Origin of the sequence: Flavobacterium sangjuense (assembly GCF_004797125.1) — a bacterium.
GTDB classification, from domain to species: domain Bacteria; phylum Bacteroidota; class Bacteroidia; order Flavobacteriales; family Flavobacteriaceae; genus Flavobacterium; species Flavobacterium sangjuense.
The window spans coordinates 861418-877284 of sequence record NZ_CP038810.1; the positions used below are offsets into that span (position 1 = coordinate 861418).

12 protein-coding genes are annotated in these 15867 nt (G+C 36.4%); 6 read left to right on the forward strand and 6 right to left on the reverse strand.

Annotation, left to right across the window (positions count from 1 at the left end):
• Positions 1–26 precede the first annotated feature (26 nt).
• Positions 27–1775, reverse strand: a complete 1749-nt coding sequence (gene aspS, locus GS03_RS03855; RefSeq protein WP_136151254.1) for an aspartate--tRNA ligase — start codon at positions 1773–1775, stop codon at positions 27–29.
• A gap of 136 nt (positions 1776–1911) precedes the next feature.
• Here aspS and GS03_RS03860 point away from each other — a divergent pair, with 136 nt between their 5' ends.
• The gene (locus tag GS03_RS03860; RefSeq protein ID WP_136151255.1) at positions 1912–2904 is read left to right on the forward strand and encodes a TlpA family protein disulfide reductase; all 993 of its coding nucleotides are present in this window, start codon (positions 1912–1914) and stop codon (positions 2902–2904) included.
• A gap of 46 nt (positions 2905–2950) precedes the next feature.
• Here the strand turns inward: GS03_RS03860 and GS03_RS03865 are convergent, their stop codons facing one another.
• On the reverse strand, positions 2951–4762 hold the full coding sequence (locus tag GS03_RS03865) for a GNAT family N-acyltransferase (RefSeq protein ID WP_136151256.1): 1812 nt from the start codon (positions 4760–4762) through the stop codon (positions 2951–2953).
• Between the two features lie 218 nt (positions 4763–4980).
• Between GS03_RS03865 and GS03_RS03870 the strand changes: the two genes are divergently transcribed.
• The 3 genes from GS03_RS03870 (at position 4981) to GS03_RS03880 (ending at position 7833) form a co-directional block, all read left to right on the forward strand.
• Positions 4981–5742, forward strand: coding sequence for an exodeoxyribonuclease III (locus GS03_RS03870; protein WP_136151257.1), 762 nt, complete (start codon positions 4981–4983; stop codon positions 5740–5742).
• 75 nt (positions 5743–5817) lie between these two features.
• On the forward strand, positions 5818–6783 hold the full coding sequence (locus GS03_RS03875) for an OmpA family protein (protein WP_136151258.1): 966 nt from the start codon (positions 5818–5820) through the stop codon (positions 6781–6783).
• 15 nt (positions 6784–6798) lie between these two features.
• Positions 6799–7833, forward strand: a complete 1035-nt coding sequence (locus GS03_RS03880) for an NADP(H)-dependent aldo-keto reductase (RefSeq protein ID WP_136151259.1) — start codon at positions 6799–6801, stop codon at positions 7831–7833.
• On the opposite strand, the gene GS03_RS03885 is transcribed toward GS03_RS03880, so the two are convergent.
• The 4 genes from GS03_RS03885 to GS03_RS03900 all read right to left on the reverse strand — a co-directional run bounded on the left by GS03_RS03885 (position 7834) and on the right by GS03_RS03900 (position 13151).
• Positions 7834–9216, reverse strand: coding sequence for a PQQ-dependent sugar dehydrogenase (locus tag GS03_RS03885; RefSeq protein ID WP_136151260.1), 1383 nt, complete (start codon positions 9214–9216; stop codon positions 7834–7836).
• A 96-nt stretch (positions 9217–9312) separates the two neighbouring features.
• Positions 9313–11142, reverse strand: a complete 1830-nt coding sequence (locus GS03_RS03890; protein ID WP_136151261.1) for a DUF4139 domain-containing protein — start codon at positions 11140–11142, stop codon at positions 9313–9315.
• A 112-nt stretch (positions 11143–11254) separates the two neighbouring features.
• A complete protein-coding gene (locus GS03_RS03895; protein WP_136151262.1) occupies positions 11255–12412 on the reverse strand; it encodes a hypothetical protein in 1158 nt (385 codons plus the stop codon).
• A 19-nt stretch (positions 12413–12431) separates the two neighbouring features.
• Positions 12432–13151 (reverse strand): SIMPL domain-containing protein, encoded by a 720-nt coding sequence (locus tag GS03_RS03900; RefSeq protein ID WP_136151263.1) that lies wholly within the window; start codon positions 13149–13151, stop codon positions 12432–12434.
• Positions 13152–13300: 149 nt separating this feature from the next.
• Here GS03_RS03900 and GS03_RS03905 point away from each other — a divergent pair, with 149 nt between their 5' ends.
• Positions 13301–15124 carry a tetratricopeptide repeat-containing sensor histidine kinase gene (locus GS03_RS03905; protein ID WP_136151264.1) on the forward strand — a complete coding sequence of 608 codons (1824 nt, stop codon included), beginning with the start codon at positions 13301–13303 and terminating at the stop codon, positions 15122–15124.
• Positions 15121–15867, forward strand: a complete 747-nt coding sequence (locus GS03_RS03910) for a LytR/AlgR family response regulator transcription factor (RefSeq protein WP_136151265.1) — start codon at positions 15121–15123, stop codon at positions 15865–15867. Before GS03_RS03905 ends, GS03_RS03910 begins: the two co-directional genes overlap by 4 nt.

Below are 15867 nucleotides of genomic sequence, written 5' to 3' on the forward strand. Positions count from 1 at the left end.
AAATTCTGTGAATTTGATATAAATTACTACAAATCAAGTTTTATGTATAATTCTTTCAATTGAGTTTCATCAATTGCCGATGGTGCGTCAATCATAACATCTCTTCCCGAATTGTTTTTTGGGAAAGCAATGAAGTCCCGAATTGTTTCCTGACCGCCCAAAATTGCTACTAATCTGTCCAATCCAAAAGCCAATCCACCGTGTGGTGGCGCACCAAATTGGAACGCATTCATCAGGAAACCAAACTGTTCTTCAGCCTGTTCCGGAGTGAATCCTAAAAGTGAGAACATTCTGCTTTGCAAGTCTTTATCGTGGATTCTGATTGAACCACCTCCGATTTCATTTCCGTTCAAAACCATATCGTAAGCATTGGCACGAACTTTTCCCGGTTCGGTTTCAATCAGTTTCATGTCTTCCGGTTTTGGAGACGTAAACGGATGATGCATCGCATGATAACGGCCACTTTCTTCATCAAATTCCAACAAAGGAAAATCGACAACCCAAAGCGGCGCGAAAACTTCCGGATTTCTTAATCCCAAACGTGTTGCCAATTCCATACGAAGAGCCGAAAGTTGCGAACGCGTTTTATCAGCCGGACCGGAAAGGACAAAAATCATATCACCAGCTTTGGCATTGGTTACTTCTGCCCACTTTTTCAAATCGTCCTGGTCGTAGAATTTATCAACAGATGATTTGAATGTTCCGTCTTCTTCACATTTTACATATACCATTCCGGATGCTCCAACCTGAGGGCGTTTCACCCAGTCAATCAAAGCGTCAATTTCTTTTCTTGTATATGAAGCACAATTTGGAGCAGCAATTCCAACTACCAATTCAGCCGAGTTGAAAACGCCAAAATCTTTATGCTGGGCAACCGAATTTAACTCGCCAAACTTCATATCAAAACGAATATCCGGTTTGTCATTTCCGTAGGTTTTCATGGCATAATCGTAGGTGATTCTCGGGAATTTATCTACTTCGATGCCTTTCAGTTCTTTTAGCAAATGACGTGTCAATCCTTCAAAAACATTTAAAATATCTTCCTGTTCAACGAATGCCATTTCGCAATCGATTTGGGTGAATTCAGGTTGTCTGTCGGCACGTAAATCTTCATCACGGAAACATTTTACAATTTGGAAATATTTATCCATTCCGCCAACCATCAGTAATTGTTTGAAAGTTTGCGGCGATTGTGGTAAGGCATAAAATTGGCCTTGATTCATTCGGCTTGGCACCACAAAATCTCTTGCGCCTTCCGGAGTTGACTTAATTAAATATGGTGTTTCTACTTCACAAAAATCCAAATCAGATAAATATTTACGCACTTCCATCGCCACTTTGTGACGGAAAAGCAGTGAATTTTTAACCGGATTTCTACGAATATCCAGATAACGGTATTTCATTCTGATATCTTCGCCACCATCGGTTTCGTCTTCAATTGTGAAAGGCGGAGTTAAGGCAGTATTTAGAATATTTAATTCAGAAACCAGAATTTCAACATCACCAGTCGACATATTAGCGTTTTTTGACTCACGTTCAATAACAGTTCCTTTTACCTGAATTACAAATTCTCTTCCAAGTGATTTTGCTTTTTCAAAAACGGTTTTGTCTGTTCGTTGTTCGTCAAAAATTAATTGGGTAAGACCATAACGGTCGCGTAAATCAACCCAAATCATAAATCCTTTATCACGAGATTTTTGAACCCAACCGGCAAGCGTTACTTCTTTGTTAATGTGTGAGGCGTTTAATTCACCATTATTATGACTTCTGTACATTGAGAATAATTTTTGCAAAAGTAAAAAACAAATATCAATTAGCTATGGTAAACTTTGAAACAAGTTTTGTTAAAGTGTTTGGGGTAGAATTTAGAAAAAACTATATTTGGCTTCACTTAAAATTAAAATTTATTTTATGAAAAAATTGTATTTCATTTTAGTTGCATTTGTTTTCTCAAGCATTGGTTTTGCTCAAAAAAACACTATGACTTTTCAGGCTGATATTGCCAATAGAAATGGTGATGTTATTTATATTAAAGAAAATAAAAACACGATTCAGGAGATAAAAATTGATAAAGACAATCTATTCAAAGCCACTTTTGAAGTTAAAGAAGGACTGTATTTACTATTTGACGGTGTAGAATACACTCAGTTGTTTTTGAAAAACGGGTATAATTTGAAGTTAACAATGGATGCTAAAAATTTTGATGCATCAATCAAATATACCGGCAAAGGAGAAGCGGAAAACAATTTTTTAGCCCAATCAACAATTGAGGAAAGCACAATTAATTATAATGAATTACTTGCTGCGGATGAAGCCAACTTCAATAAAATGGTTGATGCTAAAAAGAATTCAGATTTCCAGAAATTAGATTCAGGTAAATTGGATCCAAACTTTGTTGTCTTGCAAAAACAAAATATTGAATCGTCATTGTTTGGCTTGAAACAATATTACAATCAGAAGCTTGCGGGCAAAAAAATGAACAATTCAAAAGCACCAAATTTTGATTATGAAAATCATGCCGGTGGAAAAACAACCTTGGAAAGTTTAAAAGGTAAATATGTTTACATTGATCTTTGGGCAACCTGGTGCGGACCATGTCGTGCTGAAATTCCGTTTTTGAAAGAATTAGAGAAAGGCTTACACGGTAAGAATATTGCTTTCGTAAGCATTTCTACAGATTCTGAAAAAGACCATGAAAAATGGAGAACATTTGTAAAAGAGAAAGAACTTACAGGCATTCAGTTGTATGCAGACAGAGCGAATATGGATTTTATTAAAGCATTTAATGTAAATTCAATTCCAAGATTTATTTTGATTGATCCGACAGGAACTGTTGTAGATGCGGATGCAGCAAGACCTTCAGACCCAAAACTAAAAGAGCAATTAGCAGGTTTACTTCAATAAAAAAGCTAAATTATAAATAAAAAAGCCCTGAGAAATCAGGGCTTTTTTATTTATAATTTTTCTCTTTGCGTTCAAGTTCAGCCTGAAATTCTTCCATGACAGGTTTTACCGTGCTTTCGGGTAAATCTGCGATTCGGATGTACATCAATCCGTCAACGGCATTGTTGAATAATGGGTCAACATTAAAGGCAACAACCCGCGCATTTTGCTTGATGTATTTTTTAATCAATACGGGAAGCCTCAAACTTCCAGGTTCTACTTCGTCAATGATTTTGTCGAATTTATTCAAATCTGATTCGGTTTCATTAAAGACAAAATCCTTGTCGGCATCTTTTAGTTTTACCTTGAATTCTTTTTTAGGGTGAATGTATTGCGCCACATAAGGATCATAATAATGCGACTTCATAAATTCAATCATCAACGATTTCGAAAACTCGGTAAATTGGTTACTGATACTCACACCGCCAATCAAATATTTGTGTTCAGGATAACGCAAAGTCGTGTGCACAATTCCTTTCCAAAGCAGGAATAAAGGCATTGGTTTTTGCTGGTATTCATTGATAATAAACGCTCTTCCCATTTCGATAGATTGTTCCATCATGCCATACAGTTCCGGCTCAAATCGGAATAAATCCTGAAGATAAAAACCTTCGATACCATATTTTGGAAAAATCTCCGAACCCAATCCCATTCGGTAAGCTCCTGCTATAAGTTGGGCATCATCATCCCATAAAAACATATGGTGATAATAGTTGTCGAATCGGTCTAAATCAATCGACTCATTTGTTCCCTCTCCAACGGCTCTAAAAGTAATTTCACGTAAACGACCAATTTCGTGAAGAATGTTCGGAATTTTATCTGCGGCAACCAGAAAAACTATATAGTTTTTACTTTGTAACAAACGATGGTCGCTATCTCTTAAAGCTGCAATTTCCTCTAATATCTTATCTTGATTCGCTGGCAGGGCAATCTGCTTTGGACTTTTAGGCGTTTTTAAATTCAGGTTTAGGTTTTGCGGGTCAAAAATTTTGCTTTCCTTGTTGAAAGAATTGGACAGCATATAAGTCTTTTTTCTCAGGAATTCAGAGTATTCTTCGATGCTTTTATGTTCATTTTGCTCGGCAACCGAAATGGCTTTACCAATACGAACTTTAATCACACGGTCTTTTTGAGTTAACAGTTCTGAAGGTAATTTTGCGGTTCTGAGTGTTGGATTTATTTTGGATAACAGATAGAAAAAGCGACTGTTTTTGGCATGAAAATAAATAGGAACAACAGGAACCTGCGCTTTTCGAATTACTTTTATAGCGCCTTCTTCCCAAGCTTTATCAACTACTAATTGTCCGTCTTTATAAGTAGAAACTTCTCCGGCAGGAAACATTCCCAAAGGTTTTCCATCGCTCAAATGACGCAAAGTTTCCTTAATTCCAATCACGCTCGACTTAGCATCCTTGTGGGTTTCAAAAGGATTTACCGGCATGATATATTGTTTCATTGGCTCAATGCGATGCAAGAGGAAGTTGGCTATAATCTTGAAGTCAGGTTCTTTTTCGAGCATCAATTTCAATAACAAAATACCATCAATTCCACCTAAAGGATGATTGGAAATGGTAATGTAGGCACCGTCTTTTGGTAATCGTTTAAAGTCTTCTTCCGGAATTTCAAATTTGATTTGGAACTCATCCAAAATAGCATTCAGGAATTCTACTTCGCTTAAGTGTTTATTTCGGTCATAAATTTTATTTAAGGTCGAAATTTTTAAAGCTTTCATTAGTAACCAGCCGCAAAAAGTTCCGAAAACTCCGTACTTATCTACGTTTATTGCTTTTGCAACTTCTTTTGCGGTAACTAAACCCATGTATAGCTTTGATTTTTGAGTAGGAAACAAAGATAACAATTCTACTCAAATAGCAGAATGAAATTGAAGATTGTTGATTAACGATTTGTGATTTTCGAAGTGAAAAAAAAATCTGTAATCTTATATCGTTAATCTTAAATCACAAATCAATTTTATTTACATTTGACCCAAGGCCTTTTTGCCGAACTAAACGAAGTTAAAAACTCTTATTACTACTCATGAGAATTATTTCTTATAACGTTAATGGCATTCGGGCAGCCATTGCCAAAGGATTTTTAAACTGGCTGCAACAGGCAAATCCGGATGTAATTTGCCTTCAGGAAATAAAAGCTACTGAAGACCAAATTCCAACAGAAGAAATTACAGCAGCAGGTTATCCCTATCAATATTATTTTTCGGCACAAAAAAAAGGCTATAGCGGTGTGGCTATTTTATCCAAAATAAAACCCAACAGAGTTGTTCATGGAACCGAAGTGACACATATGGATTTTGAAGGAAGAAATCTCAGAGCTGATTTTGATGATATTTCGGTGATGAGTTTGTATTTGCCTTCGGGAACTAACTTAGACCGTCTGGATCACAAGTTCAAATACATGGACGATTTTCAGAATTATATTGATGCTTTGAAAAAGCAAATTCCAAATCTTGTCATTTGTGGCGATTATAATATTTGCCATGAGGAAATTGATATTCACGACCCAATTCGCAATAAAACCGTTTCCGGATTTTTACCTGAAGAGCGTGCCTGGTTGGATAAATTTATGAAAAGCGGTTTCATTGACAGCTTCCGTCATTTTAATAAAGAACCCCACAATTACAGTTGGTGGAGTTATCGCGCCGGAGCCAGAGGCAATAATAAAGGCTGGCGTATTGATTATAATTTGGTTAGCGAAAATTTAAAAGACAGAATGAGCAGAGCGGTTATTTTACCCGAAGCCAAACATTCTGACCATTGCCCGGTTTTAGTTGAAATTGATTAAGGAATTACGAATTACGAATTACGAATTACGAATTACGAAAATTGTATTAAAAACACATTTGATAAATATATAGAAATGATAAAAAGAATAGTTTTTTGCCTGACAGTAATGATTTTGATGAGTTCCTGTGTTTCCAAAAAAATCTACAACGATTTGGAAAACAAATACACCGATTTAAAGAAGGAAAACCGATTTATTTCGGATGAAAATGATGAACTTCATAAAGCTAACGCCGAATTTGATTCGGTTAACAGAGCGTTGACAGCGGAGCGTGACCAACTTAAAGCCGACAGAGATAAACTCCAGGCGGATTATACAGCAGCAAGTAACAATCTGAAAGCGTTACAGGATTCTTATGCAGCGTTGGAAAAAAACAGCAACGATGCCTTAGAAACCAATATGGCAAAAAACCGTGAGTTGTTAGCACAGCTTGACGCCAAAGAAAAAACACTGGCAGCAGAGCAAGACCGATTGAATAAATTAAGCAACGAATTGGCATCTAACACAAAAAGGCTAAACGAATTAGAAAGCATGATAGCCGCGAAAGACGCAGCCATGAAAAAACTAAAAGACACCTTGTCAAAAGCATTGAATGCCTTTGAAGGAAGAGGCTTGACCGTTCAAATGAAAAACGGAAAAGTGTATGTTTCTATGGAAAACAAGTTGTTGTTCCAAACCGGAAGTTGGGCTGTTGGTTCTGAAGGAAGAAGCGCCGTAGTTGAAGTAGGAAAAGTACTGGCTCAAAATCCGGATATTACCGTTTTGATTGAAGGTCATACGGATAACGATAAAATTTTAGGAAATATTGGTGGCGGCATAGAAAACAACTGGGATTTGTCAACCAAAAGAGCTACAGCTATTGTGAATATTTTATCTGAAAACAGCGGAATCAGGAAACAAAATTTAACGGCTGCAGGTCGAGGTGAATTTGCACCAATAATGAGCAATGACACCAACGAAGGCAAAGCTAAAAATCGTAGAATTGAAGTTATTCTAACGCCAAAATTAGACGAGATTTCTAAAATGCTGAATGAGTTTTAACAGCACTGCATCAAAATGAACTACACCACTTTACCCAATACTGCCATAAAAGTCAGCAAAGTTTGTCTGGGCACGATGACTTTTGGCGAACAAAATTCTGAAAGCGATGCGCATTCCCAATTGGATTATGCTATTGAACAAGGCATTAATTTTATTGATACTGCCGAAATGTATCCGATTGCCGCGAGGCAAGAAACTCTTGGACTTACCGAAAAATATATTGGAACTTGGTTAAAGAAATCAGGGAAAAGAGAAAACGTGGTTATTGCCACAAAAATTTCCGGGCCAAACAGAGGCATGGGTTATATTAGAAACCCGTTAGATTTTTCAAAGAAAAGCATACACGAAGCGGTTGATTTGAGTTTAAAAAACCTTCAGACAGAATATATCGATTTGTATCAAATGCACTGGCCGGAGCGTGTTATGAATATGTTTGGGCAACGTGGTCTAGCAAAAATTGACACCCAATGGCAGGAAAATTTCTTCGAAGTGTTGAGCGTTTTTGACGGTTTAATCAAAGAAGGAAAGATAAAACATATTGGTGTTTCGAATGAAAACCCATATGGTGTAATGAAATTTATCAGCGAAAGCGAGAAACATAATTTACCCAGAATCGTTACGATTCAAAATCCCTTTTCGCTGTTGAACCGTTTGTATGAAGTTGGGCTTTCCGAAATTGGAATGCGCGAAAATGTTGGTTTGTTGGCTTATTCTCCGTTGGGATTCAGCTTTTTGACAGGCAAACATTTGAACGGAATTTTACCAACATCACGTTTGGGATTGTTCCCGCAGTTTTCAAGATATTCGAATGCGAATTGTCATAAAGCAACAAAATTATACAAGGAGTTAGCCGAATCAAATGGCTTGACTTTAACCCAAATGGCTTTGGCTTTTGTAAACCGACAGGATTTTGTGACTTCAACAATTATTGGCGCGACAACTATGGAACAACTTCGTGAAAACATTGCGGCATTTGAAACCGTTCTGTCTCCGGAAGTTATAAGTGAAATCAATAAAATTCAGGAATTAATTCCGAATCCTGCGCCTTAATTATTCAACAATCAACTTAGACTGATAAAGATTTCCGGTTAAATCTTCAACCGTAATCATATACAATCCGGCAGCTAAAGCGGCAATATTTACAGCAGGCGTTGTATCGTTATTCTCAACGGCTTTGGTCAAGACCAATTTGCCTGTTAAATCAAAAATTTTCACTTTTGAAAGTGCTATTTCAGAACTGTTTTTAATAAAAACTTCTGTCTCCGCCGGATTTGGATATAAGCTTAAGCCGGCTTTAGTAAAGTCATTTACACCCATCGAAGTGTCGATAATTTTGTAAATCGTATTGGTCACCGCAACATAAAGTTCGCCATTCATATCTTCGCCAAAAGTATAAATCGAATAAGTATCACTAGTATTGTAACTCCACGTTATAGTTCCCGTATTGCTCAAGAAAGCAATCTCACCCGAACAATAATCGCCAAAGATATACTTACCTGAAAAATTTGGGTAAGCACTTCCCGTATAAGCATAACCACCGGTAATAGAACATCTGCCGGAAGCCTGAACGTATTGTGTAAACGGCGCTACGGTTGAGGCATAAGGAGGACAAGGGCCTTGAGCACCGGGATAACTTGTATTGGCTTCGTAGCAATTCCATCCAAAATTCAATCCTGTATTTGGTAATGGGGAGGTAATTTTATTAAGCTCTTCAATCGCATTCTGACCTACATCGGCAATCCATAAATCACCATTCAGACGATTAAAAGAAAACTTCCAAGGGTTTCGCATACCGATAGCCCAAATTTCATCATTTCCGGCTACGCCCACATAAGGATTGGTCGGAGGTATGCCATAAGGTGAACCCGAATCAACATCGAGACGGAGCATTTTCCCTAAGTTTTCATTGATGTTTTGAGCTCTGTTACCAGGATCGCCACCGCTTCCACCATCTCCCATTCCGATATAGAGATAACCATCAGGGCCAAATTTTAAAGTACCTCCATTGTGATTTGAATAAGGTTGCGGGATTGTCAGTAAAATGCTTGCGCTCGCGGCATTAGCCACATTAGGGTCGGCAGAAACTGAATAGCGGGCAATAACGGTTGCACCATCACCAGCACGAGTATAATTTACATAAAAATAACCATTGGTAGCATAATTAGGATGAAACGCCAAACCCAACAATCCTCTTTCACCACCTGAAAGAATAGTAGCTGAGGTTAAGGTCAAAAACGGCGTGCTATTTACCGTTCCGTTGGTGTTTACAATTTTGATAATACCACCTTGCTGAACCACAAACAGTCGGGCATCATTTGCAGGATGGGTGATTTCTACCGGAGAGGAAAAGCCGGTGGCAAAACTTTGTAAACCGATGACTTGGGCATTCGCAGAAAATGTAAAAAAGGAAACAATAAGTAATAACTTTTTCATAGTAGGATTTTTTAATTTTCGTAAAGTTAGAAATAAAAAGTTTATAATCATACTGTTGCAGAAAAAACGCAACCGGTTAGGATTGCGTTTCTGATTTTATAGATTGTCTATGATTTTGTCTTTGGGATATTTGACTTTATAACTTATCCTGATTTTTTTGGTTTCATTCGGATTGAGTTTTAAATCCCAGGTTAATATTCCTGTTTCTTTGTTTTCTTTGGCATTACTGTTTTCCAATAATTCAATTTCAATTTCTTTATCTGTGCTTAATGGATATTGGTCTTTTAGCATAATGTCTGCGGCTTCTTTTTTATTATTTCTAACAGTGATATCATACGTAAAGGTTTGTTCTTTTTTAGAAGATAAAAATCGTGTTCCCGATTTGTCCACTACTTTTTCGCGTTTGATGGAGATTTTTTTATCTCTTCCCATACTCAGATTCAAGGTGTCTGAAGTTTGATTTGGATTGATCATTGTCTTACCTACATACAATCCTTCAAAGATAATATTGGCTTCGCCCGGCAATAAATTATATTTCGAATAATCATTGATTTCTGCCAAAAGAAATGCTTCTTTTTCAACTCTTGGTGCAGCATAATATTTATAAGTTGCCGGCAATTTGATTTCTTTTAGCGCAACACTGTGCGGTTTACCATTAGACAAAACATCATAAGGAATATCGATATCAAAAGAAACGTTGAGCTGGTTTTCGTTGATTTCGGTATAATCATCCATACCTTGTTTGGTCGTAACAAGAATAACTCCATTGCTTCCTCTACTTCCATAAATAGCCGTAGCAGAAGCATCCTTTAAAACATTCATTTTTTTAATAGTTTGAGGCGGAATTTGTCCAAATGTTTCTGCATCTGTTGGAACTCCATCAACAATATACAAAGGATTACTATTTCCATTAACAGAACCAAATCCACGAATACGAATTGTCTCATCGCTACCCGGAGCTCCAGAACCCTTAGCTACATTAACACCTGCCATTTGTCCTTGCAAGGAATTCAATACGGAATTTTTATCTCCATTCCTATACGAATATCCGTAGTTTGGATTTCCATATCTCAAAAACCAAGAGCTCAACAAAGGTGCCTGATTGTTCTGATTTGGATTTCCTGATGATAAGGTTAGATTTACTTTTTTCCAATCAATTCCTGTGTTTTGTGTTACTTGTGCTTTGTACATCATATTAATTGGCGATGTAATATTTTCGGCACGCAAATCATAAAACGGTGCCCATGAAGCATTGTTGGTAATATAATTGATGTCCAAATTCACTACGCCTGCGATTTCATTCATCACCTGAATAATCAGTTTTCCTTTGGAACTTTTCTCTTCTTTTTTGGTGTTGATTTCCAGTTTTTCGTTAAGGCTTATAAATTTTTTATTGAGCTTGGCTTCTTTTTCCTGTAATGCAACGACCGCATTATCGAGTTCGCTTCGTTTAGTTTTGTAGAAATCTACCAATTTCATCAATTCGGTTACATTCAAACCCGTATTGGCTCCACCGACCGTTTGATTAGCATCTAATAGTGCAATTGCTTGTTGGTTAGAATAGGTTTCAATCTGAACTTTTTTGATTTCCTTTTGAACAATTGAAATACTGTCACGCACCTTTTTAATCGCTGGATTGGTTTCATCAATTTCGTATTCCGAAATATAATTTTGTGTAAACTGTACCGATAAAACGGTTACCGAATTCGGTGCTCCAATTTGCACAGTGCTTTCGTTCAAATAGTCGGCGACATTTTTTATCACGATTTCACTCGTTCCCGAAGGAAGATTTACAGTAGCGGTTTGCGATAATTCGGCAGCATTAAAATATACCGTTGCGGCTTTGACTTTGGCTGTGGTAAAAATTGGTTTCTGGGCAAAACTTATTGCTGAAATCAAAAATAAAAGAAAGGTTAATTGTTTCATGGTTTATGATTTAATGTTTAAATATATAACAAAAAGTTGGAAAAGATTCGTGTTAAAATTGGAAAAGCCATGGTATAAAACCATAGCCTTCCCACAATCACAATCAACCTCATTACTCAATTGTATATCCTTTTGCTTTTGCCAAAGTAACTATTGATGAACTGATGGCGTTGCCTAAATCGTCTTGTGATTTTGTTTTTTTGGCTTCGGCATCAATAAATTCCTGACGCTTTTTGGCTAATTCGCTGATTTCTTTTTGGATTTTTTCTCTTTCGACAGCTTTTTCAGCGACTATTTGTTTGATTTCTTCTTTGCTTTTGTTTTGATATTCTTTTGGCAATTCTTCTTTTTTAAGCTTGGTAATAGCATCTTTGTCCTGTTTTACTTTGTCAACCAAGTCCCAGCTTTCGTTTTTATAAACCGCTTTAGATTTACTTACTGCACGTTCTGTTTTGTTGGATTTGGAAACACTTTCTGCATTTTGATCCTGCACAGCCTGACTCATTTTTTTCGATTCACCAAGATATCCGTAACCTACATAAGTGGTGTTGATTTTGTCATTGCATTTAGAAATCTGGTCATCATAAGGCGTTGCGATATATTGAACTACTTGGTTGGAATCGATATTAAAATACTTTCCTTTTCCGGCGTCTGCACCATCTTTCCATAATAATTGTACACCTGTAGATTGGTTTCCACAAAAGATGGTATTCACATAAATATTGTTTTGCAACGCTTTGTTTATGGATTCTTTGTAATTAACTCCGCCCTGATTAAAACCTTCATTTCCGGCTATGTAAACGAGTTTCATATTTGAAGTTCCATCATCCCATTTGAGTTGCTTTGTTGCATCCTGAATTACAGCACCACAATATTCGTTGCCACCATTGGTTCTTAATGAAAACAGCTTTTCTGATATCAAATCCAAATCGGTTGTGAGTGGTGTTACCTGTCTGATGAAATTGACATCTGGTGATAAATTATCATTTCCATATTCATAAAGTGCAATCTCAATATTTGGCGTTTTACCATCATATTTTAATGTCGTCAAAGTATTTACAATATTCCAAAGTCGGGATTTTGCCTGGTCAATTAAACCATCCATACTGTTAGAGGTATCAAGTAATAATGCTACCTGAATTTTGGTGTCGCTTGTTGTTACTGGCTTTTCTACTGGTTTTACAGCTAAAGGTTTTGCATTAGAATTGTTGCAGCTGGCAAAGGTTAAAACGGATGTCAGCAAGCTTGCTAAAAAAAGTGTTGATTTCATGATTTCTGTTATTTAAAGGTTATTTGATTTTGAATTTTGCTTTTACTTCATAGCGGAGTTTTATCTGACCCGCGTTATCAATAGCACCATCGTCATAGGATGAATTATTGGATACAACCGAGTTGCTCACATTACTGGTGAAACTTTGCCTGCCATACCAAAAATTATTGTAGTTTGTATTGACTTCCGGCAATTCTTCTGCCGAAAGTAAACCGTCGATTTCTTCGCCAACGCTTTCCAGCAGATAAGTAGCTTTGGCTTTCGCCGCTTTCATCGCTTCTATTTTTACTTCTTTGCGTAAACGCTGAATTTCATTATGAGTGGTTTTTGAAATGCGGATACTCTGCGTATATTTATCATTTAAATCTTCTACCAGTTGCAGGAAATTGGTTTTGCTGTTCAGCTTTAGTGTAATGGTTTTGGTTCGGTAGCTTGCGTTTCGGTAATTCCACCAGTACCACCAGTACCAATTGTTGTTGGTGCTATCTAAAGACAGTGTTTTGGTATCGATTTTGTTTTTCTTCAGTATTTTATAAAAGTCGTTTTGAATGTCATCCAGCTTTACTTTCTTTCCGCCATCGTCATATTCGCCAAGGACAATTTCAAGTTCAATTTCATCTGGATTAATGCTCATTTCTGCGCTGCCTGTTACTTCAATAAATTTTCGGGTATCGAGATTTTGTGCGTTAGCAACAGACAAAGTTACCGTTAGGAATAAAGCTAAAAAGTATGTTTTCATATTAGTATTTTTGATGATTACAGCACAAACTTAATACTAGAAAAAACTGCTTTTTCAGCCAAAGTGTGAAATGGCTTTTTGACTTGGTGAAACCATTTGTACAGCGATTTTAAATTGATTTACTTTACATTATTAATAGTATTGATAGGATGCGTTCGATTTCATATGTTTTTAGTTTGGGCTTATTGCTGTTTTTGTTTCCGTTGGAGATGAAATCACAGGATACTATTCCCCCAAAAAAGCAAATGTTATATGAGTCTAAAACCAGTAAAAAAGCTAAAGAATTAACCACTGCTTTAGATAAAAATGATGAAGCACAAATTGCTAAAAACTATGAAGATTTAGCAAAGCAATTCATAGACAAAGGCGACAATGTAAAAGGGGAATTATATCTAAAAAGAGCACTTCTCAGTTACACAAAACTGAAACAAAATGATGATAAAGCCAGAGTCAGCAGAAACTTAGCCAAAATTCAGGAAAGCCAGAAAAAATTTGTAGAAGCATCCGGTAATTATAAAGAAGCAAGCGAAGTTGCAGAAGATAAAAAAGACGAGGAACTAAACAAAAATGATTTTAAACGATTAAACAGTTCTTCCAATTCTGAAGCTCAAAAAGGCTATCTGAATTCCAATATCAAGATTTTAGAAAAGTCAGATAAAAAAGAAGAACTGTCCGACGCATATGTCCAAAAAGCGGAAACCAGTTTAAAATCTAACGACACAGACGACGCCATTCAAAGTTATAATCAGGCTCTGACATTTGCCAAGGACAAACCTAGTAAAGTAATAGAGATTAAAAATAAAATCGCTACGGTTTATGCATCAAAGAACGAGTTTGATAAAGCGATTTCCATCAACGAAACTATCTTAGAAGAAGCTCAAAAAAGCAATGATTTCGAAACCCAAATCAAGCAAAAGCAATTATTGGCGACCATTTACTTCAAGAAAAGCGAACCCGAAAAAGCAGTTACTTCATTAAAAGAAGCCTATCTTTTAGCATCCAAAAAAGGAAATACAGCCGAAGTTAAAAAGAGTTTGTCCGCATTATTATCGTATTATAAAAGTCAGGGAAACGAAAAAGAAAGCATTGCTTTATACAACGATTTTTTTCAAAATTTTGACAACATCATTCAATCGGACACGACATTAATTGATGCTAAATCGTTTCAAATCACCGAGGACAAAATCAAGCAGCTGGAGAAAGAAAAAACCCTGAAAGACGAATTGATTACGAGAAAAAACAGCTTTAATTATATGTTGATTGTCGCTGTGTTTTTACTACTGATCTTCTTCGGATTTATCGCCAAAGCTTTATATGCGATTAAGAAAAAGAACAAAGAAATCGCTTTGCAATCGTTGCGCAGAGAAATGAATCCACACTTTATTTTCAACAGCCTCAATAGCGTCAACCAATTTATTTCGCAAAACAAAGAGCTGGAAGCCAATAAATACCTGACCAATTACTCCAATCTGATGCGTAATATGATGGAGAATTCTAACAAAGATTTTGTCACGCTGAGCAACGAAATTGAGCAGTTAAAAAAGTATCTCGACTTGGAACATCTTAGGTTTCATGACAAATTTGATTTCAAGATTGAAGTCGGTGAAACTTTAGATACCGATGCTGTTTTTGTCCCGAATATGATTATTCAGCCTCATTTAGAAAACGCCATCTGGCATGGATTGCGCTATAAGGAAACCAAAGGATTACTGCTGCTGAAATTTGAATTGAAGAAAGATAAAATTGTCGCAATTATTGACGATAACGGCATCGGTTTAACCAAAAGCAACGAACTCAAAACACAAAACCAAAAAGTGCATCAGTCACGCGGTTTGACTAATACAAAAGAGCGTATTGAACTGTTGAATGATTTGTACAAAAAAGAAATTACCTTTCAAATCAAAGAAAAAGAGTTGCCACAAACCGGAACTGTAGTCGAAATTATTTTTCCACACATCAACAAAATGTTATGACAACAGCCAAAATTAAAAGCGTCATTGTTGAAGATGAAAAAGCGGCAAGAGAAGTACTCAAAAACTATTTGAGCAAATATTGTCCGCAGGTTGAAGTCATTGGCGAAGCAAAGAACATAAAAGAAGCAGTGCCGCTATTGCACGAAGTACAACCGCAATTGGTTTTTTTGGATGTAGAAATGCCTTTTGGAAATGCTTTTGACGTTTTAGAAGCCTGTAAAGATTTGCGGTTTGAAACCATTTTTGTCACCGCTTTTTCGGAATATTCGCTGAAAGCATTGAACCAAAGTGCAGCTTATTACTTGCTGAAACCCATAAGCATTGAAGAGCTGATTGTGGCTGTAAACAAAGTCCAGCAGCAAATTGCCAATCATGAAATATTCGACCGAAATAAAATCATTGTGGAAAATTTCAGGGAAACCCAACCCGAAAAAAAGCAAGTGATTTTACCAACATTAGAAGGTTTTGAAGTGGTGAAAATGGAAGACATTGTTCGTCTTCGCGGAAACGGAAACTTCACCGATATTTATCTTTCTAACGGAAGCAAAAAAATGGTCTGTCGTTTTTTAAAACACTTTTCCGAGATTCTGCCTTACCCTTTTATGCGTGTTCATAAATCGCATATCATTAATGTGAACTTTGTAAAATCATATAATAAAGGCGGTTTTGTGACTTTGTTTGATGGAAGTGAAATTGAAATTTCGAGTACTTATAAAGAAGAATTCCTGAAAAAGTTTAAGTAG

What these genes read in the sequence shown, in the direction of transcription:
- GS03_RS03880 (WP_136151259.1), top strand. Translation starts at nt 6,799, where the DNA reads ATGAACTACACCACTTTACCCAATACTGCCATAAAAGTCAGCAAAGTT.
- GS03_RS03860 (WP_136151255.1), top strand. Translation starts at nt 1,912, where the DNA reads ATGAAAAAATTGTATTTCATTTTAGTTGCATTTGTTTTCTCAAGCATT.
- GS03_RS03890 (WP_136151261.1), bottom strand. Translation starts at nt 11,142, where the DNA reads ATGAAACAATTAACCTTTCTTTTATTTTTGATTTCAGCAATAAGTTTT.
- GS03_RS03870 (WP_136151257.1), top strand. Translation starts at nt 4,981, where the DNA reads ATGAGAATTATTTCTTATAACGTTAATGGCATTCGGGCAGCCATTGCC.
- GS03_RS03885 (WP_136151260.1), bottom strand. Translation starts at nt 9,216, where the DNA reads ATGAAAAAGTTATTACTTATTGTTTCCTTTTTTACATTTTCTGCGAAT.
- GS03_RS03875 (WP_136151258.1), top strand. Translation starts at nt 5,818, where the DNA reads ATGATAAAAAGAATAGTTTTTTGCCTGACAGTAATGATTTTGATGAGT.
- aspS (WP_136151254.1), bottom strand. Translation starts at nt 1,775, where the DNA reads ATGTACAGAAGTCATAATAATGGTGAATTAAACGCCTCACACATTAAC.
- GS03_RS03905 (WP_136151264.1), top strand. Translation starts at nt 13,301, where the DNA reads ATGCGTTCGATTTCATATGTTTTTAGTTTGGGCTTATTGCTGTTTTTG.
- GS03_RS03900 (WP_136151263.1), bottom strand. Translation starts at nt 13,151, where the DNA reads ATGAAAACATACTTTTTAGCTTTATTCCTAACGGTAACTTTGTCTGTT.
- GS03_RS03910 (WP_136151265.1), top strand. Translation starts at nt 15,121, where the DNA reads ATGACAACAGCCAAAATTAAAAGCGTCATTGTTGAAGATGAAAAAGCG.
- GS03_RS03865 (WP_136151256.1), bottom strand. Translation starts at nt 4,762, where the DNA reads ATGGGTTTAGTTACCGCAAAAGAAGTTGCAAAAGCAATAAACGTAGAT.
- GS03_RS03895 (WP_136151262.1), bottom strand. Translation starts at nt 12,412, where the DNA reads ATGAAATCAACACTTTTTTTAGCAAGCTTGCTGACATCCGTTTTAACC.